The sequence below is a fragment of the Pseudonocardia lacus genome (assembly GCF_018531445.1).
In the GTDB taxonomy this organism is placed as follows: Bacteria; Actinomycetota; Actinomycetes; order Mycobacteriales; family Pseudonocardiaceae; genus Pseudonocardia; species Pseudonocardia lacus.
Window position 1 is genome coordinate 1 of record NZ_JAHDTH010000114.1, and the last position, 26,457, is coordinate 26,457.

Annotated in this window: 22 protein-coding genes; 13 read left to right on the forward strand and 9 right to left on the reverse strand. The window is 75.9% G+C overall.

The window, feature by feature from the left end; all coding sequences use genetic code 11:
- From mptB to KIK08_RS22835, 3 genes are all read right to left on the reverse strand, one after another.
- Window positions 1-1,571 (reverse strand): polyprenol phosphomannose-dependent alpha 1,6 mannosyltransferase MptB (mptB, locus tag KIK08_RS22825; protein ID WP_250557616.1); only part of this gene is annotated, 1,571 nt, incomplete at its 3' end.
- A 28-nt stretch (window positions 1,572-1,599) separates the two neighbouring features.
- Window positions 1,600-3,162: a phytoene desaturase family protein gene (gene crtI, locus KIK08_RS22830; protein ID WP_214405275.1), complete on the reverse strand. Its 1,563-nt coding sequence runs from the start codon at window positions 3,160-3,162 to the stop codon at window positions 1,600-1,602.
- A 37-nt stretch (window positions 3,163-3,199) separates the two neighbouring features.
- Window positions 3,200-4,339, reverse strand: coding sequence for a polyprenyl synthetase family protein (locus KIK08_RS22835; protein ID WP_214405276.1), 1,140 nt, complete (start codon window positions 4,337-4,339; stop codon window positions 3,200-3,202).
- A gap of 295 nt (window positions 4,340-4,634) precedes the next feature.
- Here KIK08_RS22835 and KIK08_RS22840 point away from each other — a divergent pair, with 295 nt between their 5' ends.
- Window positions 4,635-5,537, forward strand: a complete 903-nt coding sequence (locus KIK08_RS22840) for a methylenetetrahydrofolate reductase (RefSeq protein ID WP_408004708.1) — start codon at window positions 4,635-4,637, stop codon at window positions 5,535-5,537.
- On the opposite strand, the gene KIK08_RS22845 is transcribed toward KIK08_RS22840, so the two are convergent.
- Window positions 5,521-6,216 (reverse strand): DUF3153 domain-containing protein, encoded by a 696-nt coding sequence (locus tag KIK08_RS22845; protein WP_308257814.1) that lies wholly within the window; start codon window positions 6,214-6,216, stop codon window positions 5,521-5,523. The genes KIK08_RS22840 and KIK08_RS22845 overlap by 17 nt on opposite strands.
- A gap of 5 nt (window positions 6,217-6,221) precedes the next feature.
- Window positions 6,222-6,803: a GNAT family N-acetyltransferase gene (locus KIK08_RS22850; RefSeq protein ID WP_214405278.1), complete on the reverse strand. Its 582-nt coding sequence runs from the start codon at window positions 6,801-6,803 to the stop codon at window positions 6,222-6,224.
- A gap of 188 nt (window positions 6,804-6,991) precedes the next feature.
- On the opposite strand from KIK08_RS22850, the gene KIK08_RS22855 reads away from it, so the two are divergent.
- Together KIK08_RS22855 and KIK08_RS22860 are read left to right on the forward strand one after the other, a co-directional pair.
- Window positions 6,992-7,306, forward strand: a complete 315-nt coding sequence (locus tag KIK08_RS22855; RefSeq protein WP_214405279.1) for a hypothetical protein — start codon at window positions 6,992-6,994, stop codon at window positions 7,304-7,306.
- A gap of 93 nt (window positions 7,307-7,399) precedes the next feature.
- Window positions 7,400-7,897: an SAV_6107 family HEPN domain-containing protein gene (locus KIK08_RS22860; RefSeq protein WP_250557617.1), complete on the forward strand. Its 498-nt coding sequence runs from the start codon at window positions 7,400-7,402 to the stop codon at window positions 7,895-7,897.
- A gap of 58 nt (window positions 7,898-7,955) precedes the next feature.
- Here the strand turns inward: KIK08_RS22860 and KIK08_RS22865 are convergent, their stop codons facing one another.
- Window positions 7,956-8,804 carry a ParA family protein gene (locus KIK08_RS22865; RefSeq protein ID WP_214405280.1) on the reverse strand — a complete coding sequence of 283 codons (849 nt, stop codon included), beginning with the start codon at window positions 8,802-8,804 and terminating at the stop codon, window positions 7,956-7,958.
- Window positions 8,805-8,928: 124 nt separating this feature from the next.
- Here KIK08_RS22865 and KIK08_RS22870 point away from each other — a divergent pair, with 124 nt between their 5' ends.
- Both KIK08_RS22870 and KIK08_RS22875 read left to right on the forward strand, forming a co-directional pair.
- Window positions 8,929-9,639 (forward strand): class I SAM-dependent methyltransferase, encoded by a 711-nt coding sequence (locus KIK08_RS22870; protein WP_214405294.1) that lies wholly within the window; start codon window positions 8,929-8,931, stop codon window positions 9,637-9,639.
- A gap of 284 nt (window positions 9,640-9,923) precedes the next feature.
- Window positions 9,924-10,310: an SCO2097 family morphological protein gene (locus KIK08_RS22875; protein WP_214405281.1), complete on the forward strand. Its 387-nt coding sequence runs from the start codon at window positions 9,924-9,926 to the stop codon at window positions 10,308-10,310.
- Between the two features lie 699 nt (window positions 10,311-11,009).
- Here the strand turns inward: KIK08_RS22875 and KIK08_RS22880 are convergent.
- From KIK08_RS22880 to KIK08_RS22890, 3 genes are all read right to left on the reverse strand, one after another.
- On the reverse strand, window positions 11,010-13,295 hold the full coding sequence (locus KIK08_RS22880) for a transglutaminase TgpA family protein (RefSeq protein ID WP_214405282.1): 2,286 nt from the start codon (window positions 13,293-13,295) through the stop codon (window positions 11,010-11,012).
- A 117-nt stretch (window positions 13,296-13,412) separates the two neighbouring features.
- Window positions 13,413-14,672 (reverse strand): DUF58 domain-containing protein, encoded by a 1,260-nt coding sequence (locus KIK08_RS22885; protein ID WP_214405283.1) that lies wholly within the window; start codon window positions 14,670-14,672, stop codon window positions 13,413-13,415.
- 17 nt (window positions 14,673-14,689) lie between these two features.
- Entirely contained in the window at window positions 14,690-15,697 is a 1,008-nt protein-coding gene (locus tag KIK08_RS22890) for an AAA family ATPase (RefSeq protein WP_214405284.1), read from the reverse strand.
- 559 nt (window positions 15,698-16,256) lie between these two features.
- Between KIK08_RS22890 and mraZ the strand changes: the two genes are divergently transcribed.
- The 8 genes from mraZ to KIK08_RS22930 form a co-directional block, all read left to right on the forward strand.
- A complete protein-coding gene (gene mraZ / locus KIK08_RS22895) occupies window positions 16,257-16,688 on the forward strand; it encodes a division/cell wall cluster transcriptional repressor MraZ (protein ID WP_214405285.1) in 432 nt (143 codons plus the stop codon).
- A 160-nt stretch (window positions 16,689-16,848) separates the two neighbouring features.
- Window positions 16,849-17,841 carry a 16S rRNA (cytosine(1402)-N(4))-methyltransferase RsmH gene (gene rsmH, locus KIK08_RS22900; RefSeq protein ID WP_214405286.1) on the forward strand — a complete coding sequence of 331 codons (993 nt, stop codon included), beginning with the start codon at window positions 16,849-16,851 and terminating at the stop codon, window positions 17,839-17,841.
- Entirely contained in the window at window positions 17,838-18,662 is an 825-nt protein-coding gene (gene ftsL / locus KIK08_RS22905) for a cell division protein FtsL (RefSeq protein ID WP_214405287.1), read from the forward strand. Before rsmH ends, ftsL begins: the two co-directional genes overlap by 4 nt.
- Complete coding sequence (locus KIK08_RS22910; RefSeq protein ID WP_214405288.1) at window positions 18,662-20,518, forward strand: peptidoglycan D,D-transpeptidase FtsI family protein; 1,857 nt, start codon at window positions 18,662-18,664, stop codon at window positions 20,516-20,518. Before ftsL ends, KIK08_RS22910 begins: the two co-directional genes overlap by 1 nt.
- Before the next feature lie 946 nt (window positions 20,519-21,464).
- Window positions 21,465-23,003 (forward strand): UDP-N-acetylmuramoyl-L-alanyl-D-glutamate--2,6-diaminopimelate ligase, encoded by a 1,539-nt coding sequence (locus tag KIK08_RS22915; RefSeq protein ID WP_214405289.1) that lies wholly within the window; start codon window positions 21,465-21,467, stop codon window positions 23,001-23,003.
- Between the two features lie 91 nt (window positions 23,004-23,094).
- Window positions 23,095-24,540 carry a UDP-N-acetylmuramoyl-tripeptide--D-alanyl-D-alanine ligase gene (locus KIK08_RS22920; protein WP_214405290.1) on the forward strand — a complete coding sequence of 482 codons (1,446 nt, stop codon included), beginning with the start codon at window positions 23,095-23,097 and terminating at the stop codon, window positions 24,538-24,540.
- Complete coding sequence (gene mraY / locus KIK08_RS22925) at window positions 24,537-25,607, forward strand: phospho-N-acetylmuramoyl-pentapeptide-transferase (RefSeq protein ID WP_214405291.1); 1,071 nt, start codon at window positions 24,537-24,539, stop codon at window positions 25,605-25,607. Before KIK08_RS22920 ends, mraY begins: the two co-directional genes overlap by 4 nt.
- Window positions 25,580-26,457: Mur ligase family protein (locus tag KIK08_RS22930; protein ID WP_308257816.1), on the forward strand; the 878-nt coding region annotated here is incomplete at its 3' end. The genes mraY and KIK08_RS22930, both read left to right, overlap by 28 nt.

Here is a 26,457-nt window from a genome sequence, read left to right on the forward strand (position 1 = left end):
GCCGCGGCGGGCTCGCCCCGCGGCCGGCCCGAGCGCGCCCCGGCGGCCAGCCGGAGCGGGTCGGGGCGGTGCAGGGAGACCGCGGCGAGCGCGGCGACGAGCGCGCAGCCCAGCAGGTAGGGCCAGTTGTAGAGGGCGTCCTCGCCGTTGGGGTAGTAGACGATGATCAGCATCAGCGAGACGAAGACCATCGCCGTCAGGCCGCGCCGCGACCACGCCACCATCGCCAGCAGCGCCATGCCCCAGCTCAGGTACCAGGGCAGCGTGGCCGGGGAGAGGACCGCGACCAGCAGGAGCGCGGTGCCCGCGCGGTGCACGGCCAGCGGCTGGTCGTCGCGGGCCTTCCACCACAGCCGGCAGATGATCCACAGCAGCAGCGCCCCGCCCACGATGCGGGCGATGTCGATGAACGGCTGCTTGCCGACGTCGACGAAGATCGCGGTCAGGGTGTGCAGGAACTCGCCGACGGCGGTCGGGATCGACATCCAGTTGACGATCATCGACGGTGCGCTGAGCGCCGGCAGCCAGCCCAGGTTCACCCCCGCGGCGAACGTGCTGGCGGCGAAGACCACCACGAAGACGCCGACCCCGTAGGCGATGGCGCGCAGCAGCCGCGAGCGCGGCGAGCCGGTGAGCTGGGCCGCCCACACCAGCACCAGGAACGGCAGCGCGATCCCGGCGCTGGCCTTCACGGCCATGGCCGCCGCGACGATCGCGATCCCGGACGCGGGCGCCCCGCGCAGGGCGACCAGCGCGCCGGCGGCCAGCATCCCGACGACCAGCAGGTCGTTGTGCCCGCCGCCGATCATGTGGATGACCATGACCGGGTTGGCCACCGCGATCCACAGCGCCAGCGGGACGCGGCCGCCGAGGCGGCGGGTCAGTTCGGGCAGCGCCCAGATCAGCAGGGCCAGGCCGGGCAGCATGGTCAGCCGCATCAGCACGACGCCGAGGATCACGTTGTCGCCGACCAGCGCGGTGACGCCCTTGGCGATCAGGATGAACAGCGGGCCGTAGGGCGCCGGCGTGTTCTGCCAGAAGTAGTGGACGTTCTCGGTGAAGACGCCGGGCATGGCCTCGGGCCCCACCGCGTACGGGTCGAATCCGGCCAGCGGCAGCCCGCCCTGGGCCAGGTAGCTGAACACGTCGCGGGTGAACAGCGGCGGCGAGAACAGCATCGGCACCGACCACACCAGCGCCGTCGTCAGCACCGCACGGCCGCCGACCCGGCGGGCCAGCACGTCGCGGCCCAGCTGGACCCACGCCCAGGCCATCAGCGCGACGCCGGAGTAGATCAGGATGGCGGCCAGCTGGCTGCCGTGGCCGTAGCGCCAGAACCCCAGCGGCGAGTTGGTCAGCACGGGGTCGTGGACGAGCACCCCACCGGCGCCGAAGCCGCCGATCACCATCATCAGCGAGGCGAGCAGGCCGAGCAGCAGCGGGCGCCGCGGCGGGTCGCCGAAGCGGCTGGTCGACCGCGGGCTCGCGGGTGCCGCGGCGCGCGGCGACGGGGCGGGTTCGGGAGCCGCGTCCGGCTGCGCCTGCCGGTCGTCCGATGGTGGTGAGTCCATGACGCGATCCATGCTCGCACGCCCGGTGTCAACCGGTTGTGGGTACCCTGCGCCCCCGCGCCCGGGTGCGCGACGGGCCGCAAATCCGCTGGGCCGCGAGCCGCCCGGAGATCAGGACCGGCGGGATCCCGACACCCGGGGTGGTGCCGCAGCCGGCCAGCACCGCGTTCTCCAGCCCGCGCACGAGGTTGCGCGGGCGGAACGGACCGGTCTGGGCGAACGTGTGCGCCGCCGAGAACGGCGTGCCGGCGGCCATCCCCTGCGCGGCCCAGTCGGCCGGGGTGACCAACCGGGAGACCTCGACGTCGCCGGCGATCCCGGTGAGCCCCGGGTGGCCGCGGCGGTCGAGCTCGGCGAGCAGCTCGTCGCGGTAGGCGGGGCCGACGCGCGCCCAGTCGATCGGGCCGCGCTCGGTGTTCGGGCACGGGGCCAGCACGAACAGCAGGTCGCGGCCGGGGGGCGCGAGCCCGGGGTCGGTCGCGGTGGGCCGGGTGACCAGCAGCGACGGGTCGCTCATCAGCTTCCCGTCGGTGATGATCTCGCGGAAGGTCGACTCCCAGGCCCGCCCGAACGAGATCGTGTGGTGCGCGGCCTCCGGGCGGGCCGTGGTCAGCCCGGCGTGCAGCACGACGGCGCTGGGGGAGTACCGCAGCCGCACCGGCCGCCGGGGCGCGCGGCCGAGCAACTGGTGCACGACCGGGAGGTCGGGTGTGAGGACGACGGCGTCGCACTCGATCCGCTCGCTCGGGCCCGCCGGGTCGGCGGTGTCGCGGTGGCGCACGGCGACGACCCGGCCGCCGCGGCGCTCCAGCCCGGTCACCGTGCGGTCGTAGCCGATCTCGGCGCCGGCCGCGGCGGCCGCGTCGGCGAGCGCCGCGCCGACCTGGCGCATCCCGCCGCGCGGGAAGTGCACGCCGCCGACGGTGTCCATGTAGGCGATCACGCCGTAGGCCCCGAGCGCGCGATGCGGCGGCACGCCGGCGTAGAGCGCCTGGAACGAGAAGATCCGCTGCAGCCGCTCGTCGGGCACCATGGCGGCCACCCGGGGCCCGAGCCTGCCGAACCCGCCCAGCGCCGCCAACCGGGCCAGGTCGGGACCGACCAGGCTCAGCGGGCCGTCCATGTTCGCGCCGATGAACGAGTCGATCTCGGCCCGGTACAGGTCGGTGAGCCAGCGGCGCAGCCGCCGGTATCCCTGCGCCGACGCCGGGCCGCAGACCCGCCGGACCTCGTCCTCCATCGCCTCGGCGTCGGTGCGCACGTCGATCGTGGAACCGTCGGCGAAGTGGGTGCGGTAGGCCGGGTCGAGCTCGACCAGGTCGAGCCGGTCGGCCGCCTTCTCGCCGACCGCGGCGAACGCCTCGTCGAGCAGCGACGGCATCGTCAGCACGGTGGGGCCGGGGTCGACCAGGTAGTCGCCGTGCTCGGTGCGCAGGTCGAGCCGGCCCGCGCGGCCGCCGGGGTGGTCGGCCCGCTCCAGCAGCGTCACACGGCGGCCGGCGCCCAGCAGGTGCAGCGCGGCCGACAGGCCCGACAGCCCGGCCCCGACGACGACCACGTGGTCGGACGGTCCCGGCACGCGGCGGGTCATCGCCGCCGCCCGGTGGTGTTCTCGTACACCGGCGCGCTCAGCTCTGCCTGCGGGTGGCCGTGTCGGCCAGCCCGACCAGGGCCGCCCGGGCCGCCTCGGTGATCCGCGCCGTCGCGAGCGCGTCCAGCGCGGAGCCGGTCAGCGCGGTGATCCGGCGCTCGACCTCCTCGTGGGCGCCCAGGTCGAGGATCATCCCGCGCACGCGGTCGACGCCGTCGCCGTCGAGGTCGGGGTCGCCGATGGCGCGCTCGATCGCGACCACCGCCTCCCCGCGCCCCAGCTCGGTCGCGCGTTGCAGCGCGATCGCCAGCAGCAGCGTCCGCTTGCCCTCGCGCAGGTCGTCGCCCGCGGGCTTGCCGGTCACCGCGGGGTCGCCGAACACGCCCAGCAGGTCGTCGCGCAGCTGGAAGGCCACCCCGATGTCGGCGCCGAAGCGGCGGTAGGCCGCCACGAGCTCGGGGTCGGCGCCGGCCAGCGCGGCGCCCAGGTGCAACGGGCGCTCGACGGTGTACGCGGCGGTCTTGAACCGGTCGATCTGCAGCGCCGCCCGGGCCGAGGAGTCGCCGGAGGCCTGGTACATCACGTCCAGGAACTGCCCGCCGAGCACCTCGGTGCGCATCGCCTCCCACGGCACCCGCGCCCTGTGCATCGCGGCCGGCGACAGCTCGGCCGAGCGCAGCATGTCGTCGGCCCAGGCCAGCGCCAGGTCGCCGAGCAGGATCGCGGCCGCGGCCCCGAACCTGGCGGGCGAGCCGCGCCACCCCGCGTCGACGTGGCGGCGGGCGAAGTCGACGTGCACCGTCGCGCGGCCGCGGCGGGTGGCCGAGGCGTCCATCAGGTCGTCGTGGATCAGCGCGCACGCCTGGATCAGCTCCAGCGCGCTGATCGCCCGCACGACCGCGGCCGCCTCGGGCGCCTCCGGGTGGCCGCCCGCACCGCGCCAGCCCCACCACGCGAACGTCGGGCGCAGCCGCTTGCCGCCGGAGGTCACGAACCCGGTCAGGGCCTGGCCGGCCTCGGCGAACACCGGGTCGATCGCGGCCGCGTCCGCGGCCCGCCCGGCGAGGTAGGTGACGAGTTCGGCCTCGACCGCCTCGGGGAGGTGGTCGTCGGGGACGGACGGCGCGTCGCCCTGCACCGTCTGGGGGATCACGCCGACCCCGGCCGGGCGGCTCATCGCGGGCACCGGACGGGTCGACTGCCGGGCAGGGGGAGCGAATCGGACACCTGTCGAGGGTATCGACGCCAGGCCGAACCGGCGCGTTGGCGGAGACCGACGTCGTCGACGTGGGCCCGAACACGCCCGTTCGCCGCACCAGCGTTGCGGAAGACGCATGTCGCGGCCGGTGCGCGACATTCGTCGAACCTGCGGCTGGTCCGACCGGCGCCCCTGCCTAAGCTGTCGGTGTGGTGGGAACCGGAACAGGTGACGGGCCGTACAGCAGCGGTGACCGGAATGTCATGGTGGTGCCGTGAAGATCACCCAGCGGATCAGCGCCGATCGGCCGATCTTCTCGGTGGAGTTCTTCCCCCCGAAGGACGAACCGGGTGAGGTCGAGCTGTGGAAGGCCATCCGCCGACTGGAGGCGCTGGACCCGGCCTTCGTGTCGGTCACCTACGGCGCCGGGGGATCCAGCCGCGACCGCACGATACGCACCACCGCCCGCATCGCCACCGACACCACCCTCGTCCCGATGGCCCACCTCACGGCCGTCTCGCACTCGGTGGCCGAGCTGCGCCAGGTGATCGGCGCCTACGCCGCAGCGGGCATCCGCAACGTGCTCGCCGTGCGCGGCGACCCCCCCGGCGACCCGCTGGGCGAGTGGGTCGCGCACGCCGAGGGCCTCACCTACGCCGACGAGCTCGTCCGGCTGGTGCGCAGCCTGGGCGACTTCTGCGTGGGCGTGGCCGCCTTCCCGCACGGGCACCCGCGCTCGGCCGACGACGACCTCGACTTCACCCGCCTGCTGGCCAAGCTCCGGGCCGGCGCCGACTTCGCCATCACCCAGCTGTTCTGGGACGCCGAGGCGTTCCTGCGGCTGCGCGACCGGCTCGCCGCCGCGGGCTGCGACGCGCCCGTCCTGCCCGGCATCATGCCGCTGACCACGGCGAAGACCTTCCGCCGCGGCCCCGAGCTGTCCGGGGCACCGCTGCCGCCCGCGCTCGTCGAGCGGCTGGACCGCCACACCGACGACCCGGCGGCCTTCCGCGCCGCCGGGATGGACGCGACGGCCGAGCTGTGCGCGCGCCTGCTCGACGAGGGCGTGAGCGGGCTGCACTTCTACTCGCTGAACCGGTCGACCGCGACCGTGGAGCTGGTCAGCCGGCTCGGGCTGGCGGGGGCGCGCGCGATGGCGCTCAGCGGGGTGGGCTGACCGGGGGGTTGCGGGTCCGCCGCGCCATCACCACGACGGCGACGGCGGTCAGCACCACGACGGCCGACAACCCGAGCGTCCAGTTCAGCGCGGACGGGGCGTTCGGGTCGTCGAAGGCCACCACGGCGTTCACGTCGTTGACCTCGCCGGGGGTGAACGTCCAGCTCACCGTGCCCGAGTCGGCGTCGCCGTCGGTGTCGGTCACCTCGCCCGGGAAGCTGATCTTCAGCTGGAAGTCGGCCTTGTCGACCGACACCGTCGTCAGGTCGACCGAGCCGGTGACGATCACCCGGTTGCCCTGCCGGCGCAATTCCAGCGCCGCTCCGGCGCCCGCGTCGCCGGCCACCCGGTTGAGCTGGCCGACCTGCTCGAAGGTCAGGTCGGAGAACCGCAGCAGCGACCCGACGTAGCCGTCCTGGCGGTACTCGCGCACGTCGACGGCGTCGGCCAGCTCGGGCGGGAGCGCGATCTTCGGACCCTTGTCCTCCGGGTTCTGCTCCGGTGTGGCCACGACGACCTCGCCGGCCACCGTGTCGTCGGGCTGCACGGCCAGCGCGGTGCGCACCCGCGCGCAGCCGCCGACCAGCAGGCCCGCCATCAGCACGACCAGCAGCAGCGCGGGCAGGGCCCGGCGGCGGCCGGTGGGACGGGGTCGAACGATGGTCGTGGGTGACGGCACGGCCGTCATCGTGCCACCGGCGGATCGAGCGGCAGCGTCCGGCCGAGCACCGCGAAGGGCCGCGAGTCGCCGGTGAAGCGGTGGTCGCGCAGGACGTCCCGGAAGCCGGTGCGGCGGTAGAGCTGCCACGCCCGCCCGGGGCGGTTGTCGCGGTACTCCGGGGTCGACAGCAGCACGGTCGAGCGGTTGGTGCCGGCCAGCAGCGCGCGCAGGAGCCCCTCGCCCAGGCCGCGGCCCTGGGTGTCGGGGCGGACGTGCAGCTCGGTCAGCTCGAAATAGTCGGTGAGCCAGCCGGCCTGGTCGCCGCCGGAGGCCTGCAGGCCGCGGCGCACCTCCTCGAACCACCACTGCCCCGGTGCCCCTGCGTATCCGTAGGCGATGCCCTGCAGATCGCCGCCCGCGCCGATCCAGCCGACCGCCCGCCACCCGGGCCGGCGCATGTGGTCGAGCCACAGCGCCCGCCGCTGCCGGGCGGTGCTCGGGGGGTAGCCCATCGCGCTCACGTACACCTGCAGGGCTTCGCTGAGCCGGTCGGTGAGCTCTCCCGCGCCGAACTGGACGAGCTGGCGTGCGGGGGCGGCGGTCACCGCCTCATCACACCACGACACGGAATGTCGGTGCCGTGCGGTGCACTCCGACTTGACGCGCACGCCGGTACGGGCTGTACTGGTTGCGGTCGAACATCTGTTCGATCCCGGCGACCCGGTGGCTGGGGTGGGGGAAGCGCCCCACCACCGGGTGGACGGGATGCGGTGAGTCAGAGGGAGGTGCGCTCATGAGCCCGTTCGGACGTCGGTTCGGACGCCAGCCGACGCCGATCCAGGTCCGCTGGCAGGACGGCGAACCGATCGAGTTCGAACGCCGGCCGATGCGCAAGGGTGCCCGCTACCTGATCACCGACGTGCGGGAGCGGTGGATCGAGGAGTCCCCGTGGCCGTTCCCCTCGCCGATGCCCGTCGGCGGCGACCGGCTGCGCTGCTGGCGGGTGATGGCCCGGTCGGCGTCCGAGCCCGACGCCCCGGCCATCGAGATCGTGCTCCGCATGCGCGCCGGGCCCGGCGTGTGGGACCTCGTGCGGGTCGCGGACTGACCAACCCGGCCGACCCGACCGACCGGAACGACCGGAACGACCGGAACGACCGGGAACGACGACGACAGGACGACGAGAGGAGGCGGCTGACCGATGACCGCGATGATGAGCGAGTCCACGATGGCGATCGACCTGCCGGAGGGCCGGGACCCCGGCCGGCGGGGCACCCGGCGGGCCACCCCGCCCCGGCGGCACGTCGCCCCGGTGCCGCCCCCGGCCCCCACCCCCCGCGCGGCCCTGTCCCTGCTGCGCCAGGCGGCCGACGGCCTCGCCGAGGCCCACCGCACCGACGACCCCCTCCTGCGCTACCCGGCCGCCTACCTCGCCGCGCTCCGCGCCGGCGCCGCCGTGCTGGCCGTGCGGGCCCGCCCGGAGCCCAAGCGCCGGGGCAGCCGCAACGTCTGGCACCTGCTGGCCGAGATCGCCCCCGAGTTCGCCGAGTGGGCGGCCTTCTTCGCCTCCTGCTCGGACACCCGGGCCGCCGCCGAAGCCGGCATCCGGCGCCTGGTCGGCCGCCGCGAGGCCGACGACCTCCTCCGCCAGTCCGAGCAGTTCGTCGCCCTGGTCAGCAGCTCGATCCCCCTCCGCTGACCATCCCCGAGAGCGGCTCCCGTTGCCCCCGCGGCGGGGGCCGCTCTCGCGTCCGGCCCTAGTTCGGCGCCGGGGGAGCGGTGGCCACGCGCGGGGCCCGCCGGGGCCGCTCAGTGCGCAGCACCCGCCCGAGCAGCAGCGTGAACACCGCCGACGCCTCGCGAGCGCCCGGGGTGTCCCACCGCTGGATCGGCATGCAGGCGCCCTGCGCCTGCTGGATGGCCGAGCGGTCGGGCAGGACGCCGGGCAGGACCAGCGGGCCGAACAGCTCGCGCAACTCGGCGATGCGGAAGTCGTGCTCGGCGTTGCGCGGGCGCACCCGGTTGATCAGGACGCCGAGGGGCTGCAGGTCGGGGTTGGAGCGCTGGCGCTCGGTCTGCACGGCGTCGAAGGCGCGCTGGACGCCGGAGACGGCGAACATCGTCGGGTCGGTCACCAGGACGGCGCGGTCGGCGGCGGCCAGAGCGCTGCGGGTGAGCTGGCCCAGCGACGGCGGGCAGTCGATGACCACCAGCCGGTAGGGCTCGGAGAAGTCCGACCCGGCGCCGTCCTCGTCGAGGCGGTCGAGGCGCTGCAGGGCCCGGCTGAGCCTGCCCACCTGGGCGGGGCCGGGTTCGGGGTGGTTGTGCCGTTCGGCCTGCTCGGCGCCGACCATGACGTCGAGGCCCTCGCCCCACGCGCTCGGGGCGATCGCGGCGCGCAGCACCGACAGGCGCGGCTCGTCGAGGACGTCGGCGACGGTCGCGCCGGTGGGGCCGACGTCCAGGGCGATGGTGGCGTTGGCCTGCGGGTCGAGGTCGACGACCAGGGTGCGCAGCCCGTGCTGCTGCGCGGCACCGGCCAGACCGAGCGCCACCGTGGTCTTGCCCACTCCACCCTTCAGGCTCAACGAGGCGACGACCTGCACGGTGTGGAACCTACCCGGTCGGGGTGAGCACTACTGTGCTGCCGTGGAGTTGGGCTCAGTGGTGAACGGCACCGGCGACGGAGTGCGGCGCCCGTCCGAGGCGGGGGAGCCCGCGGGCGGCCCCGTGCACCGGTCGCTGCGGGCGGAGGTCGACGCCCTGCGCGCCCGCCACCCCGGCCGGTCGCCCCGGGTGCTGGACGTGGGCGGCGGCAGCGGGGCGTGGGCGGTGCCGCTGGCCCGGCTGGGCTGCGCGGTGACGGTCGTCGACAACAGCCCCAACGCGTTGGCCGCGCTGCACCGGCGGGCCCGGGAGGCCGGCGTGGACCGGCTGGTCGACGCCGTGCAGGGCGACGTCGACGCGCTCGCCGACGTCGCCCCGGCCGGCGGCGCCGACCTGGTGCTCGGCCACGGCCTGCTGGAGGTCGTCGACGACGCGGCGGCCGCGGTCGACGCGTTGGCCCGGGCCGCGGCCCCGGGTTCGGCGGTCTCGGTGCTGGTCGCCGGGCGCTACGCGGCCGTGCTCGCGCGCACCCTCAGCGGACGCCTCGCCGAGGCCATGGCGCTGCTGACCGACCCGGAGGGCCGCTTCGGCCCGGACGACGCCCTGCGCCGCCGCCTCGACGCCACCGGCCTGCGGGCCCTGCTGGAGGGCTGCGGGCTGCGGGTGGAACTCCTGCAGGGCGACGGCGTCCTCGACGCGTGGGTGCCCGGCTCCGTCCGCGACGGCGGCCCCGCCGCGGCGAGGTCGGTCGCGGAGCTGGAGACCCTCGCCGCGGGGGCCGCGCCGCTGCGCGAGGTCGCCGCCCGCCTGCACGCACTGGCCCGCCGCACCTGACCCATCGCCCGGCGGGAATCCGCCACGCCCGGGGGACCGACGAAAGGGCGATCCGGCCCGGGATTTTCCCGGTTCCGGGCGGTCGCAAGGGCCCCGTTCGGCGGCGTTGGCCGCGGTCCGGACGTCTGGTCCGACACACGATGCGGCCACTCGAAGAGTCCGGGTGGTCGCGACGGCCTTCGACTCGTATCCTGCTCGTTAGACGCCCACCCCAGGGCGCTCGTCGCGTCGCTCCGGCACCATGGAACTGACCCGACAGGATGACCAGTGCCGGAGGTGAAGCCGTGCCCCTCTCCGAGCACGAGCAGCGGCTGCTCGACCAGATCGAGCGCGCTCTCTACGCCGAGGACCCCAAGTTCGTGTCCACCGTCCGCGGTGGACGTCTCCGCAAGCCCACCCGCAGGCGCCGCCTGCAAGGGGTGGCGCTGTTCCTCCTCGGGTTGGTGCTGCTCGTCGTCGGCCTCGCCGTCCGCCAGCTCTACCTGGCCGAGGTGTTCCCCGTGGTGAGCATCATCGGGTTCCTGGTGATGCTGGGCGGCGCGTGGCTCGCCGTCAGCTCATCGGGCTCCGGTGCTGCTCCTGGTCCGGAGACCAAGAGCGCCGAACCCGACCGCAACGGGTTCACCGGCCGGATGGAAGAGCGTTTCCGCCGGCGGTTCGAGCAGGAGTAGGCCCGCGGGAGCGACGAGCCCGTCCTGTGCTGGGCGGGTCCGTCGGTTCCTCGGTGGTGCGTGTCCGTTTCCGATGCCGCTCGCCTTCGTGGTGGGCGGCATTGTTGTGTCCGGTGGGCGGTTGAGGGCCTCCGGCGGCCTTCGGCGTTCTGACGGACCTCCGGCGGCGCCTGCGGGTTCTTGAGGGTTGGCGCAGTCGCCACCGGCCGAGTGGATCATGTGATTCGGCCGCCTCGCAGGCCCAGCGGTGTGCTCGCAGCCCGCCGGCGGGCTGCGACGACCCAGCCAGGGCTGCGACGTCCACCCGGCGCTGCGAGGACGCCACACTCGGCGGAGACCAGTCCGGCGCGCGATAGGAGGCGGGGTCGGCGGGGTTGTCCGGTTTGCCGGTGGCGTGCGGCTGTCGGGCGTCCTCGCGACCGAGTCGATCATGTGATTGGGCAATCCCGCAGACTCAGCGGTGCCGTCGCAGCGCGCCGGCGGGCTGCGAGGACCCGGCCAGTGCTGCGCCTCCCACCTGGCGCTGCGAGGACACCCCTCGCCGGCCTCGGAGCGGCCACTCGACCCCTCGAAGCCCCTGACGTGACGGCAGGGGCGGCCCCCTGCTCGATCTGAGGTCGCCCTCCGCGCAGGAGCCGCCGGAGGCTCTCGCCGAAGGCGCCGCCGGAGGCCCCTCAACCGCCCGAGAGAACCGCGCGGTCAGAGCTCCGGCGCCGCCTCCACCGGCTCCGGCACCTGCGCCGCCTTCGGCCGCCGCGTCATCACCGACTTGGGCAGCAGCCGCTGCCGCAGCGTCAGCCCCGACCCCGCGCCGATGCCCGCCGCCACCGCTCGCACGGCAGCGTCGAGGGTGGCGGGGGTGGGATGGGCGTCGCCGTACCAGCTCGCTTCCACGGCGGTCACGATGGCGCGCAGGGCCTGTTGGGCGCGGTCGTCGAGGCGGTGTTCGCGGACCAGGCGGCGGGCCGCGCCGCGGACGGTGTCGGTGGGCGGGACCGGGACGTGGCGGTCGAGGGACTCGGCCAGCACCTCGCTCCAGGCCGCGGAGGCCGCGTCGGGGCCGCCGGCGCGCGCCGCGGCCAGCCGCCGGCGCCGGTGCAGGATCCGCAGCCCGGCCGGTGCCCCGACGACCACGACGAGCAGCAGGAGGGCCGCGAACGGCCACAGCGGCAGCCCGCCGCTCTGCTCCTCGGTGGTCGTCGACGGGGGAGGTGGTGTGGTCTGCTCGTCGAGCTGCTGCTGGGGCAGCGACTGCGGGTCGATGTCGTCCTCGGGCGACAGCTCGTCGGGCAGGGTGGAGTCCTGTTCGCCCCCGGCCTGGCCCTGGGCCTGCTCGACGTAGGGCGGGGTGATCGCGCGCCCGTCGGTGAGCGGGGTGGGGTCGAAGGTGGTCCAGCCGATGCCCGGGAACCAGGCCTCCACCCAGGCGTGCGCGTCCTTGGTGCTGATCGAGCGGTAGTCGGCGATCTCGGTGCCACCGGTGAACCCGACGGCCACCCGCGAGGGCACGCCGACCGTGCGCAGCATCGTGGCCATCGCCGAGGCGAACTGCTCGCAGTAGCCGGTGCGCCCGACGGTGAGGAACTCGACCAGCGCGTCGTCGCCGTTGCCGGGGGCGGTCTGCAGGCTGTAGCGGAATTGGGTGGCCGGCCCGGCGAAGTAGTCCTGCAGCGCGATGGCCCGGTCGAAGCCGGTGGAAGCGTTCGCGGTGACCTCGGCGGCGATCGCGGCGACGCGCTCGTCGATGTTGGACGCGATCAGGTACTCCGGGCCGACGCCCTCGCCGCCCTCGGCGGCCCGCAGGTCGTCGGCGGTCGGTGCGGGCAGCAGCGCGCGCTGCTGCCAGCCCTCCTCCGCGCGCGGTCGGATGGTGTAGCCGGTGCCGGCGCCGGAGTCGTACTGCCACTGGTCCTCGGGCAGGCCCGACACCTCGAGGGGCTCGCCGTAGAGGGGCAGCCAGTAGTCGCGGAAGGCGATGTTCTCGATGTCGACGTCGGCCAGGTCGCCGGGGGCGACCACCTCGCCGGGCAGCGCGCCGGGCAGCCGGGCGCCGGGCGCCGGCGGGCTGGCCTGCCAGCCGATGCCGGGCACGTACTCGCGCAGGGTCAGCGCCCGCAGGTAGACGGGCCGGTCGAGGCCGCGGACCCGGAACAGCTCGACCGGCGCACTCTGGTCGAGCTGGCCACGCAGCGCGGTGAAGGGGCTCAGGCCGATCGAGTTCGTGGAGCTGCCGCCCGCGCCGTTGCCGTCGAAGCGGCCGGCGGTGCCGACGAACCCCGCCCCCGCCCCGACGGCCAGCGCGACGAGCACCGCGACGGCCACGACACCGCCGCCGACACCGGCCCGGCCGCGCCCCGTGCTGGCCCCGGCCACCAGCAGCACCCCGAAACCGGCCGTCGCGGCCACCATGGCCCACCACGGCAGCAGCTCGTCGGCCAGCGCGGCCGGCACCGCGAACACCGCGAGGAGCGGCACACCGGCGGCGGCCGGCGCCGAGGTGCAGACCGCGGCCACGTAGACGCCGACGCCGAGCAGCCCGAACGCGGCGGTGACCAGGAACCGGATCTCCGGGGTGGCCAGCACCGGGGCGGTGCTGGTGTCGATCTGCTCGCCGGCGCGCTGCAGCAGCGCGCCGAACTCGCCCAGCGCGGCGGGCCCGGGCAGCACGCCCAGCACCCCGTTCTCGGTGAACAGGACGGTCAGCAGGAGCAGCACGGTCACCAGCTGGCCGATGACGACGGCCGCGGTGCCCACGCGGTGCAGCAGCAAGCCGACCACGACCACCGGCACGATGGCCAACGCCGACTGCACCGGCCACACCGAGCCCTGCACGATCGCGGTGACCGGGGCGCCGGCCAGCAGGACGGCCAACCCGGCCGCGACCGCGGTGGCCCACGGCAGCGGCGGGTGGACGGGCGCGGGCGGCCGGGTGGGCCTGCGCCCGGAGGGGGCCCGGCCCGCGTTCCGCTCGACGGTCGTGGTCACCGCGCTGCTCCGTCCGTCGGGGGTCGAGCCGCCGCGCGGGCGGTCATCACTCGGCCTCGCAGAGCCCGGCCGGCGCTGCGCGCAGACGCTGCGTTGATGATCCGCTCGCAAGCCCGCTCATCGGACCTGCACCCGCTGGGCGGCGGAGGAGACGAGCTCGTCCCAGGCGCGTTCGGGGGTGGTGCTCGCGGTCGCCACGACGACACCCCACCCGACGCGCCGCAGCGCGGCCGCGGTGGCGTGCGCGCCGGTACCGGCCGGCGCCTTGCCGGCCGGGTCCCACGTGGTGGTGTCGAGCAGGATGGCGTATCCGCCCCCGGGCCGGCGCGCCTGCAGGGACTCCAGCTGGCCGGGCCCGAGGTCGCCGAGCACGGCCAGCGCGTCGGCGCTCGGGGCGAGCTCGGCGCCGCCGAGGTCGGAGCGGGCCGACGGGCGCAGCTGGGCGAGGGCGTCGAGCATCGCCTCGGTGCCGCCCGTGGTGCCCTGGGCGGCCAGCTCGGTGCCGTCCTCGGCGATCATCGTGACCGGCTCGCCGCGGGCGAGCAGGTGGGCGTACACGCTGGCGGCCACGCTGATGGCGAACTCCAGGCTGGACCCGGCGCCGCGGCCGCGGTGGGCGGAGTCGCGGCGGTCGAGCAGCAGGGTGGTGCCGCCCCGCCACGGGCGCTCCTCCAGGCGGACCATCAGCTCGTCGTAGCGGGCGGTGCTGCGCCAGTGGACCCGGCGCAGCTCGTCGCCGATCCGGTAGGGGCGCACGAGCACGTCCGAGGACCCCTGGCCCTGGTGGGCGAGCGCGGCGCCGGGCGTGCCCTCGCCCGCGCCGAGCGCCGGGGGCACCCCGGTGAGCCCGACCACCCGCGGCACCACCAGCAGCGTGCTGGCCGCGGCCAGCTCCCGGTCGAACTGGGCCAGCCCGAGGGGGTCCGTGCTCGTCGCGGTGAGCGGGCCGATGCGGTGCGCGCCGCGCAGGGTGGGGCGCAGCCGGTAGGTGATGACCGCCGAGCGGCCCGGGGTGCCGGCGGTGCGCCCCAGGCTGTGCACGGTGAACCGGGGCGGGGTGTCGGACTGGGCGCCCGCGGCGTCGGGCACCGCGTCGGCCAGCCGCAGCGTGCTGAGCAGGCGCCCACCGCGCAGCACCAGGTCGACGCGCAGGCCGCCGCCGACGGCCAGCCGGGCCGGGCGCAGGCGGCGCTCGGCGGTGACGGAGCGCCGGGTGCGGCGGGCCACCAGCAGGGCCAGCAGCGGCAGCACGGCCACGAACGCACCGATGCGCAGCAGGTCGCGCTCGTCGAGCAGGACGGCGCAGCCGGCGGTGGCCAGGCCGCCGGCCAGCATGCAGCGGCCCCGGGTGGTGAGTCCCGACAGCCGCCCGCCCACGTCCGCGCCCCGCGGGCTCAGGGCCCGGGCCGGCTGGGCGCCGGTACGGCCTGGCGGCCCAGCAGCCCGCGGACGATGTCGATGGCCGAGCGGCGGGAGGCGACCGCGTCGGGCGACAGCAGCAGCCGGTGGGCCAGCACCGGCACCGCGACGGCCTGCACGTCGTCGGGGACGACGAAGCCCCGCCCGGCCAGCGCCGCCTGCGCCTTGGCCGCCCGGACCAGCTGCAGGGTGGACCGCGGGGAGGCGCCCAGGCGCAGGTCGGGCAGCCTGCGGGTGGCACCGACCAGCTCGACGCAGTACTGGCGGACCTCGGGCGCGACGTGGATGCGGCGTACGGCGTCGATGACGGTCGAGACCCAGCGGGCGTCGGTGACCGGGCGCAGCTGCTCGAGCGGGTCGGCGGCGGCGTGCTCGTCGACCATGGCCAGCTCGGCGGACAGGTCGGGGTAGCCGACGCTGACGCGCGCGGTGAACCGGTCGCGCTGGGCCTCGGGCAGCGGGTAGGTGCCGTCCATCTCGATCGGGTTCTGGGTGGCCACCACCATGAACGGCTGCGCCAGCGGGTAGGTGGCGCCGTCGATCGTGACCTGGTTCTCGGCCATGCACTCCAGCAGCGCGGACTGGGTCTTGGGGGAGGCCCGGTTGATCTCGTCGGCGATCACGAGGTTGGCGAAGACCGGGCCGGGGCGGAACTCGAACTCCGAGGACTGGCGGTTGAACACCGACATGCCGGTGATGTCGCCGGGCAGCAGGTCGGGGGTGAACTGGACGCGGCTGACCGAGCAGTCGATCGACCGGGCCAGCGCCTTGGCCAGTGACGTCTTGCCGACGCCCGGGACGTCCTCGACGAGCAGGTGGCCCTCGGCGAGCAGGGTGACCAGCGCGACGCGCACGACCTCCGGCTTGCCCACGATGATGCGCTGGATGTTGCTGGCGATCCGGTTGCACAGGTCGGCGACGTCGGCCAACCCGACCGCCGCACCGTCGCCGTCGACCCGGGCCCGGCTGCTCGTCGTCGTCACCCGTTCTCCTCACGTCCCGCGTCGTTCGACACGAGACTGCGCTCCAGTCTGTCAAACGGGGGCGAAGCCCGTCGCCCGATGGCCACCCGGATGGTCGACCTGGCTCCCGCAGTCTGCCCGAGCGTCCCGCGCGGCCGTCAGAGGGCGGTCGACCGGATCTCCGCACCGGCGTGTCGAGCGCGACACGCCGGTGGGATCGGGACGGGACCGTCGGATGGTCGCCGTCCCCCACCCGGCGCCCCCGCGCCGCCCGGGCGTCCCCCACCGTGCCCCACTCCGCCACCGCTCGTACCCGGACGGGTGGCAACCATGACCGAGGGCGGGTCAGCGGCGGCAAATTGATCACCGACGGTGACTGGATCTTGGTGTCGGGGGTGGTGGCGGGTTCGGTCAGCGCCGCCGCCAACCCCCACGCCCCCCACCGTGCCCCACCGCTGTGACCTGCGTATTCGTCCGTCCTCGTGGCGTCGGGACGGCTCGCTTCCGGTTGACGGTGGGGCGAAGTGGGGTAATGTGGTGATCGCTGGGGCACACAGGGCCGCAGGTGGAGGTGGGGCCGGTGTTCCTCGGCACCTACACCCCCAAGCTGGACGACAAGGGGCGGCTCACGTTGCCCGCGAAATTCCGCGACGAGCTGCGAGGCGGGCTGATGATCACGAAGGGGCAGGACCACTGCCTGTACGTGTTCACCCGCGAGGCCTTCACCGAGCTCGCGAAGAAGGTGGCGTCCGCGCCGCTGACGAACGAGGCGGCCCGCGTCTTCCAGCGCAACCTCTTCTCCGGCACCGACGAGCAGAACCCGGACGGCCAGGGTCGGATCGTGATCACCCCCGAGCTGCGGCGCTACGCCGGGCTGACCAAGGAATGCGTGGTGATCGGCGCGTTCACCCGCGCCGAGATCTGGGACGCGCAGGCCTGGCAGCGGTACCAGGACCAGCACGAGGACACCTACGCCCAGGCCCAGGAGGAGGTGCTCCCCGGCTTGCTCTAGCTGGATGTGCAGGAGCCGGTACCGGGGGCGTGATGGACCCGGCGGTGTCCCCACCCGGCAGCCCTGGCGCACCTTCCCCGGTGCCAGGTCTGCCGGGTGGAGGCATCGCCGGTGACCCGGCTGGGAGCCCGGGTCACGGGCTCGGCGTCGCGGGCGGGAGGTGGGGGTTGTGGGGAACCCGGATTCCGGGGACGGGCCGGCTGGGGCCAGGCACGTCCCCGTCGCCCTGTCCCGCGTCGCCGAGCTGCTCGCGCCCGCGCTGACCGATCGTCCGGCCGTGCTGGTCGACGCGACGCTCGGGCTGGGCGGGCACGCCGCCGCGCTGCTGGCCGCGCACCCGCGGCTCACGCTGGTCGGCCTCGACCGCGACCGCGAGGCGCTGGCCATCGCGGAGCGGCGCCTGGCCGCCTACGCCGACCGCATCCACCTGGTGCACGCCGTGTACGACCGCATCGCCGAGGTCCTCGACGACCTCGGCATCGACCGCGTCCACGGCGCGCTGTTCGACCTGGGCGTGTCCTCACTGCAGCTCGACGCCGACGAGCGCGGGTTCTCCTACGCCCGCGACGCCGACCTCGACATGCGCATGGACCCGACCACCGGCCCGACGGCGGCCGACGTGCTCAACACGTACCCGGTGGCGGAGCTGGCCAGGGTCCTGCGCGACTACGGCGAGGAGCGGTTCGCCGGGCGGATCGCGGCGGCGATCGGGCGGCGCCGGCAGAGCGCGCCGCTGCGGCGCAGCGCCGAGCTGGTCGAGCTGCTCTACCAGGCGGTGCCGGCGGCGTCGCGGCGCACCGGGGGCCACCCGGGCAAGCGGACGTTCCAGGCGCTGCGCATCGAGGTCAACGGCGAGCTGGACGCGCTGCGCGCGGCCCTGCCCGCCGCGATCGACTCGCTCGCCGTCGGCGGGCGGCTGGTCGTGCTGGCCTACCACTCCCTGGAGGACCGCATCGTCAAGCGGGAGCTGGCGGCCAGGGCGAGCTCCACCACCCCGCTCGACCTGCCGGTCGAGCTGCCGGGCCACGGGCCCGAACTGCGCCTGCTCGTACGGGGCTCGGAGCAGGCGAGCGAGGACGAGATCAACGACAACCCGCGGGCCGCGTCGGTCCGCCTGCGGGCCGCGGAACGGATCAGGGGGGCAGCGGCATGAGCGTTCGGACACCCAGTCGGGAGCGGGTGCGCACCGGCTCGGCCGCCGGGCGCGGTGGAGCGCGCGGCCGCACCTCGACGCTGCCCACCCAGCGGGAAGCGGCGCCCTCGCGCGCCCGCACGACCGCGGCCGAGACGACGACGCAGTCCGCGTCCCAGCGCGCCTACGCCCGCCGCGAGGAGCGGCTGCGCAAGCTCGTCGGCGCCGCCCGGCCGGCCAGCCGGAGCGCCGCGTCGGCGGGCCGGGCCAAGTTCGTGCTGCTGATCATGCTGCTGCTCAGTGGCGGGCTGGTGGCCACGCTGTGGCTGTCCACCTCGGCCTCGGCCGACTCGTACCGCCTGCAGGACGCCAGGGACGACGCGGCCGCGCTCAGCCAGCGCAGCGAGCAGCTGCGCCGCGAGGTGGCCCAGCTCGCGTCGGCCCCGGAGCTGGCCCGCCGCGCCGAGGAGATGGGCATGGTCCGGGTCGAGGACCCGGCCCGGCTGGTCGTGGGCGCGGACGGCGGAGTGACGGTGGTCGGGGAGCCCGAGGCCGCCACGCCGCCGGCCCGCCCGGCCGTACCGACGGCCCCGCCGGCGGGCGCCGAGGTCGGCCCTCAGCCCGGCGGCCCGGGCGCGGTCGACCCGGAGACGACCACCGCGGAGGAGACCGCGCAGGGCGACGGCGCCGCGGCGGGCCCGGTCGTCGAGCAGGCCGGCCCCGACGAGAGCACCGAGCCGGCCGCCGGCACCCCGGCCGGCGCCGACGACAGTGTCGATGACAGTGCCGATGGCAGCGCCGACGACAGTGCCGACGAGGCGGCCGAGGGGGGCACCGACTGATGCCGGCGGCTCCGCCCCGGCCCCGGCCCGCCGGCGCGGTCCGCACGTCGTCCGCCCTCCCGCGCCGACCGTCGGGGTACCGGCGCGCCCCGCTGGGCGGCCCGTACCGCAAGCGGCTGGTGCTGGGCCGGATCCTGCTGGTGGTCGCCCTCGGGCTGGCCACGGTCAAGCTCGTGGTGATCCAGACGGTGCAGGCGGGCGACCTGCGGGCGGCCTCGGCCGACCAGGCCACCACGCCGATCAACCTGCCGGCCGCGCGCGGCGCCATCCTCGACCGCGACGGCAACACGCTCGCGTTCAGCATCGACTCCCGCCAGCTGGTCACCAGTCCGCGCACCATCGCCAGGACGCACGGCGCCGACACCCCGCGCTACATCGCGGCGATGACCACGGTGGTCGCCGCGGCCACCGGGGCCGACCCGGCCGACATCGCCGAGCGGCTCAACCGCGACACCGGCTACGTGAAGCTGGGCGACCCGGTCGAGCCCGCGGTCGCCGACCGGGTCCGCGAGCAGTTCGTGGAGATCGCCGAGGAGCGCCGCGAGCTGCGCCAGTACCCGGCCGGCACCACCGGGGCGAGCGTGATCGGCGCCGCGTCCTGGAGCATCGACGACAAGAAGGTCACCGGCAAGGAAGGCCTCGAGGTCGCCGAGGACAACGTCCTCGCCGGCTCCGACGGCCTGCGCGTGGTCGACACCGCCGAGGGCAGCAACGCCGTCATCCCGGGCAGCACCCGGTTCGAGCGCGCCGCCGTGCAGGGCTCCGACCTGCAGCTCACCCTCGACTCCGACGCGCAGTACACGGTGCAGCGGCTGCTGGAGGAGAAGGTCGCCGAGTCCGGCGCCAAGCCCAACTCGTCGGCGGTGGTGCTGGACGCGAAGACCGGCCAGATCCTGGCCATGGCCAACGGCCAGGCCTACGACCCGGCGCGGTTCACCACCGCGACGAACGAGCAGCGGTCCAACCCGGCGGTGCAGAGCCCGTTCGAGCCCGGGTCGGTGAACAAGGTCGTGACGATGGCCGCCGCCCTGGAGTTCGGCGTCGCGAAGCCCGACGACGTGCTCACCGTCCCGGGCAGCATCAAGGTCGCCGACCGCACCGTCAACGACGCCTGGAACCACGGCACCGAGCACTACACGCTCACCGGCGTGCTGGCGAAGTCGTCCAACGTCGGCACCCTGATGACCGCGCAGGCCGTCGGGGAGGAGCGCTGGCTGGACATGCTCACCCGGTTCGGCGTGGGCGCGAAGACGGGCGTCGAGCTGCCGAGCGAGAGCCGCGGCCAGGTGCCGGCCAGGGAGACCTGGTCCGGGTCGACGTTCGGCAACCTGCCGATCGGGCAGGGCCTGACGATGACGACCCTGCAGATGGCCGGCATCTACCAGGCCGTCGCCAACGACGGGGTCCGCGTCCCGCCGCGGATCGTGCAGGCCACCATCGGCCCCGACGGCGTGCGCACGCCGTCGCCCGCGCCCGAGCCGGTCCGGGTGGTCTCCCCGGAGACGGCCCGGCAGCTGCGCACGATGCTGACGGCGGTCACCCAGGACGCGCAGGGCCAGCGCGGCACCGGCTACCAGGCCGCCGTGCCCGGGTACCAGGTGGCCGGCAAGACCGGCACCGCCCAGCAGGTCGACCCCGACTGCAAGTGCTACACGTCGGCCAGCCACAACATCACCTTCGCCGGGATGCTGCCCGCCGAGCAGCCGCGCTACGTCGTGGCGATCATGCTGGACGCCCCGGCCGCGGGCACCAGCGCCGCGCCGCTGTTCCACGACATCGCCAGCTACCTGGCCCAGCGCGACCGGCTGCCGGTGAGCACCGAGGAGCCGCCGGTGCAGACCCTGGTGGCCCCGTAGGGCTGCCCTGGCTGGGTGGCCCCGTAGGGCTGCCCTGGCTGCGCGGGGACGCCGCGCCTCCGGCCGCACCGCACCCGACGGGGCGTCCTCGCAGCGCCGGGCGGGTGTCGCAGCTGTGGGTGGGTTGTCGCAGCGCGCCGGCGGGTTGCGAGGACACAGCTGGTGCTGTGCGCCGCCCACTCCTCTGCGAGTCCGCCGGGCACCCCTGTCGGCGGGCCCCGGCGGCGTCCCGGGCCGCGCCTCGCAGCCTGGCGGTGTTGTCGCAGCTCTGGGTGGGTCGTCGCAGCGCGCCGGCGGGTTGTGAGGACTTGGCTGGTGCTGTGCGCCGCCGTCACGTCTGCGAGGTCGCCGGGCTCACCCGTCGGCGGGGGCTCGGCGGCGTCCTGGGCCGTGCCCTCGCAGCCTGGGGGTGTCATCGCAGCTGTGGGTGGGTTGTTGCAGCGCGCCGGCGGGTTGTGAGGACTTGGCTGGTGCTGTGCGCCGCCGTCACACCTGCGAGGTCGCCGGGCACACCCGTCGGCGGGGCCCGGCGGCGTCCTGGGGCGCGCCTCGCAGCCTGAGGGCGTTGTCGCAGCGCTGGGTGGGTTGTCGCAGCGCGCCGGCGGGCTGCGACGACACCGCCCGGTCTGCGACGAGGGCGAGGTGCGGTGGGTGGCGGTGGGGGTTCGGCGGGCGGGGAGGGGCGCTGGTGAGCGGCCGGCGGGTCCGGCCGCGCCCCGGAGCGCCCGGTGGCCGGCTCGGTCACGGTCGATCATCGGGGGAGTGGGGGCGGCGAGCTGCCGGGGGGCCGGGCCCCCGCCGGGCCGGTGCGCCGAGATGCCGGCCGGGCGCGGCGGGCGGCTCACCGGCCACGACCCGGCGCTGGTGCCGGGACGTGTCCGGATCCTGCCCGCCGGTAGCCTTTCGCGTCGTGCCGACCGCCAGCTCAGCCACGACCGGGACGGCCGTGAGCCCACCCCGGCCGAGATCGTCGCGCCCGGTCGCGCTCGCCGACGTCGCGGCCGCCGTGCGGGCCGTCCCGCGGGGCCCCGACGGCGACACCGCGGGCCCGGTCGCCGTGCCCGCCGTGGTGGTCGGCGGGGTCACGCTGCGCGCGTCGGAGGTCCGTCCCGGCGACCTGTTCGCGGCGCTGTCCGGGGTCAGGGCGCACGGCGCCGACTTCGCCGACGCCGCGGTCGCGGCGGGCTGCGCCGCCGTGCTGACCGACCCGGCCGGCGCCACCCGCCCCGCGTTGGCCGACATCCCGGTTCTGGTGCACCCGGACCCGAGGGCCGTGGTGGGCGAGGTCGCCGCGCTCGTCTACGGCGACCCGACGGCCCGGCTGTCGGTGCTGGGCGTCACCGGCACCAGCGGCAAGACGACCGTGGCGCACCTGCTGGAGGCCGGTCTGGTGGCGGCCGGGCGGCGCACCGGGCTGTTGGGCACCGTCGGCACCCGCATCGGCGGCGAGCGCCTGCCCAGCGCGTTCACCACCCCGGAGGCGCCCGACCTGCAGGCCCTGTTCGCGGTGATGGACGAGGCCGGGGTGAGCGACGTGGCGATGGAGGTCTCCAGCCACGCGCTGGCGCTCGGGCGGGTGGCCGGCACCCGGTTCGCGGTGGCGGCGTTCACCAACCTCTCGCAGGACCACCTGGACTTCCACCGCGACATGGACGACTACTTCGAGGCCAAGGCGCGGCTGTTCGACGGCCGCGCCGGCCACGGCGTCGTCTGCGTGGACGACGAGTGGGGCCGCCGGCTCGCCGCGCGCCACCCCGACGCGGTCACCGTGACGACCGGCCCCGGCCCGGCGGCGTGGCGGGCGCGCGACGTCCGCACCGGTGCCGACGGCGCGCAGTCCTTCACCGCCGTCGGCCCGGACGGGGTCGCGGTCCCGGTGCGCCTTGCGCTGCCCGGGGCGTTCAACGTGGCCAACGCGCTCGTCGCGCTGGCCTGCCTGGACGCCGTCGGGGTGGCGCCCGCGGTGGCCGCCGGGGGCTTCGCCGGCCTGGCCGTGCCCGGGCGGATGCAGCGGGTCGACGCCGGGCAGCCGTGGCTGGCGGTGGTCGACTACGCGCACAAGCCCGCCGCGGTCGCCGCGCTGCTGGACACCCTGCGCGCCCAGGTCGAGGGCCGGATCGCGGTCGTGCTGGGCTGCGGCGGCGACCGCGACCGGGGCAAGCGCCCGCTGATGGGCGCGGCCGCCGCGGCCCGGGCCGAGCTGCTGGTCGTCACCGACGACAACCCCCGCTCGGAGGACCCGGCGGCCATCCGGGCCGCCATGCTGGACGGTGCGCTGACCGAGCCCGCGCACCACGAGGTCCGCGAGGTCGGCGACCGCCGCGCGGCCATCGCCGAAGCCGTCGCCTGGGCCCGGCCGGGTGACGCCGTCGTCGTCGCCGGGAAGGGCCACGAGACCGGCCAGGAGGTCGCCGGCGTCAAGCACCCGTTCGACGACGCCGCCGAGCTGGCCGCGGCGATCACCGGCGCCGCCGGGCCGGTGTGACCGGCCCGGACGGGACGGAGCATGATCGGGCACCGGCGATGACCCGCTCCACCCACCCCTGCTGTCCCCCCACCAGTAGCGGAGCCTGAGCATGATCGAGATGCGGTTGGCCGACGTCGCCGCCGTGACCGGAGGTCGGTTGCACCGCGCCACCGGCGAGGAGCGCGTCGCCTCCGTCGAGTTCGACTCGCGGGCCGTCGGCCCGGGGGCGCTGTTCCTCGCGCTGCCCGGCGAGCGCGCCGACGGGCACGACTTCGCCGCGGCCGCGGTGGCGTCCGGCGCCGCCGCGGTGCTGGCCGGTCGCGAGGTCGACGCCCCCGCGGTGGTCGTCCCCCCGGCCCCGCCCGGCGGCCACTTCGCCAGCACCTACCTGGCCGCCGCCGACGCGGACGGGTCCGGGGCCGCGGTGCTGGCGGCGCTGGCCGCGCTGGCCGGGCACTCGGTGCGCGCCCTGCCGGCCACGGCCGTCGTGGGGGTGACCGGCAGCTCGGGCAAGACCACGACCAAGGACCTGCTGGCCGCGGTGCTCGCCCCGCTGGGCCCGACGGTGGCGCCGCCCGGCTCGTTCAACAACGAGCTGGGCCTGCCCTGGACGGCCCTGCGGGCCGGCGCCGACACCCGCCACCTGGTGCTGGAGTTCTCCGCCCGCGGCCCCGGCCACATCGCCGCGTTGGCCGCCGCGGTGCCGCCCCGGATCGGGGTCGTGCTCAACGTCGGCAGCGCCCACCTCGGCGAGTTCGGCAGCCGCGCCGCGGTCGCCCGGGCCAAGGGCGAGCTGGTCGAGGCCCTGCCCGCCGACGGCGTCGCGGTGCTGAACGCCGACGACCCCGCGGTGGCGGCCATGGCCGAGCGCACGGCGGCCCGGGTCGTCCGGTTCGGCCTGGGTACCGCGCCCGGGCCGAGCCCGCTGGTGCGTGCCGAGGACGTCGTGCTGGACGCCGGACGGGCCCGGTTCACCCTGGTCGGCCCCACCGGCTCGGCGCCGGTGGCGTTGCGCCTGGTCGGCGCGCACCAGGTGAGCAACGCGCTGGCCGCCGCGAGCGTCGCGCTGGAGCTCGGGGCGAGCCCCGACGCCGCGGCCGCCGCGCTGTCCGCGGCCGAGCCGGGCTCGCGCTGGCGCATGGAGGTCACGGACCGGCCTGACGGGGTGACCGTGGTCAACGACGCCTACAACGCCAACCCGGAATCGATGCGCGCCGCGCTGTCCGCGCTGGTGGCGCTGGCCGGGCCGCGCCGCTCCTGGGCGGTCCTGGGCGCGATGGCCGAGCTGGGGCCCGACGCCGCGGCCGCGCACGCCGACACCGCGGCGGCCGCCCGCGACCTCGGGGTCGACCGGCTCGTCGCGGTCGGCACCACCGCCTACCCCGGCGCCCAGCGGGTGGACGACGTGGACGACGCGGTCGCGCTCCTGCGCGCCGAGCTGAGCGAGGGCGACGTGGTGCTGGTCAAGGCGTCGCGCGCGGTGGGCCTGGACCGGCTGGCCGCCGCCCTGCTGGAACCGGGCCGGTCCGATGCGGAGGGGGTGGCGGCCAGGTGAGGGGCGTCTTCATCGCCGCGGGCGTCGCGCTCGCGGTGTCGATCCTGGCCACGCCGTACCTGATCCGGTTCTTCGCCCGGCAGGGCTTCGGCCAGGAGATCCGGGCCGAGGGGCCGTCCAGCCACCAGGCCAAGCGGGGCACGCCGACCATGGGCGGCGTGGCCATCGTGGTGGCCATCTGGGTGGGCTACGTCGTCTCGCACATGCTCACTGGCGAGCCGATGACACCGTCGGCGCTGCTGGTGCTGTTCCTGACCACCGCACTGGGCGTGGTCGGCTTCCTGGACGACTACATCAAGCTCCGCCAGGCCCGCAACCTCGGCCTGAACAAGACCGGGAAGCTGGTCGGCCAGGTGCTGGTGGCCACGGTCTTCGCGATCCTGGCGCTGCGGTTCGCCAACTCCGACGGGCTCACCCCGGCCTCGGAGAGCCTGTCGTTCGTCCGCGACATCACGGTGCTGTCGTTCGGCGCGGTCGGCTTCGTCGTGCTGGCCAACCTGATCGTGGCCACCTGGTCGAACGCGGTGAACATGACCGACGGCCTGGACGGGCTGGCCGCCGGCACCGCGGCGATGGTCTTCGCCACCTACACGATCATCGGGTTCTGGCAGTTCCGCAACAACTGCGTGATCGCCGCGGCGGCCGGCTGCTACCAGGTCCCCGACCCGCTGGACGTGGCGCTGGTGGCGGCCGCGGCGATGGGCGGCTGCATCGGCTTCCTGTGGTGGAACGCCGCCCCGGCGCGGATCTTCATGGGCGACACCGGCTCGCTCGCCCTGGGCGGGCTGGTCGCCGGGCTGTCCATCGTCACCCGCACCGAGCTGCTGCTGGTGGTGATCGGCGGGGTGTTCGTGGTCGAGGTGCTGTCGGTGGCCGTGCAGATCGCGGTGTTCCGCACGACCCGTCGGCGGGTGTTCCGGATGGCCCCGTTCCACCACCACTTCGAGCTGGCCGGCTGGGCCGAGACCACGGTCATCATCCGGTTCTGGCTGCTCGCCGCGATGTGCGCGGCGCTCGGGCTCGGGCTGTTCTACCAGGAGTGGCTCACCGCAGCGGCGGCCCCGTGATGGACGTGCGCACGCTGGCCGGGCGGCCCGTGCTGGTCGCGGGGGCCGGCATCTCCGGGCTCGCGGCGGCGTCCGCGCTGGTCGAGCTGGGGGCCCGGGTCACCGTCACCGACGCGGTTCCGGCCCGGCTCACCGAGCTGCCCGACGGCGCGGTGGGCGGGGCCGAGACCGACCCGCTGCCCACCGGCACCGCGCTCGTCGTCACCGGTCCCGGTCGCCGCCCGGACAACGCGCTGGTGGTCGCGGCGGCCGCGGCCGGCGTCCCGGTGGTCGGCGAGCCCGAGCTGGCCTGGTGGATGGGCCGGGCGCGGGCCGAACCCCCGCAGTGGCTGGCCGTCACCGGCACCAACGGCAAGACCACCGCGACCGGGATGCTCGCCGCGATCCTGCGCGCCGCCGACCGCGACGCCGTGGCCTGCGGCAACATCGGCTACCCCGTCGTCGACGCGGTCCGCGCCGGGCACCCGGTGCTGGCTGTGGAGCTGTCCAGCTTCCAGCTGCACTGGTCGCCGTCGGTGCGCCCGGCCGCGGGCTGCGTGCTCAACGTCGCCGAGGACCACCTCGACTGGCACGGCTCGATGCGGGCCTACGCCGCGGCCAAGGCCAGGGCCCTGCTCGGGCCGGTCGCCGTGGCCGGCGTCGACGACCCGGTGGCCGCCGAGCTGCTGGCGGCCTCCCCGGCGCCGCGGCGGGTCGGGGTCACCCTCGGCGCGCCCGCCGCCGACCAGCTCGGCGTCGTCGACGGCGTGCTGGTCGACCGGGCCTTCGGCGGCGGCGCGCTCCTCGACGCCGACGAGGTGACCCCCGGCGGCCCGCCCGGTGTCACCGACGCGCTGGCCGCGGCGGCGCT

Coding starts and splice junctions, on each gene's coding strand:
- crtI (WP_214405275.1), bottom strand. CDS start 3,162: ATGACCCGCCGCGTGCCGGGACCGTCCGACCACGTGGTCGTCGTCGGG.
- KIK08_RS22835 (WP_214405276.1), bottom strand. CDS start 4,339: ATGAGCCGCCCGGCCGGGGTCGGCGTGATCCCCCAGACGGTGCAGGGC.
- KIK08_RS22855 (WP_214405279.1), top strand. CDS start 6,992: ATGAGCCCGTTCGGACGTCGGTTCGGACGCCAGCCGACGCCGATCCAG.
- KIK08_RS22860 (WP_250557617.1), top strand. CDS start 7,400: ATGACCGCGATGATGAGCGAGTCCACGATGGCGATCGACCTGCCGGAG.
- ftsL (WP_214405287.1), top strand. CDS start 17,838: ATGAGCGTTCGGACACCCAGTCGGGAGCGGGTGCGCACCGGCTCGGCC.
- KIK08_RS22910 (WP_214405288.1), top strand. CDS start 18,662: ATGCCGGCGGCTCCGCCCCGGCCCCGGCCCGCCGGCGCGGTCCGCACG.
- KIK08_RS22920 (WP_214405290.1), top strand. CDS start 23,095: ATGATCGAGATGCGGTTGGCCGACGTCGCCGCCGTGACCGGAGGTCGG.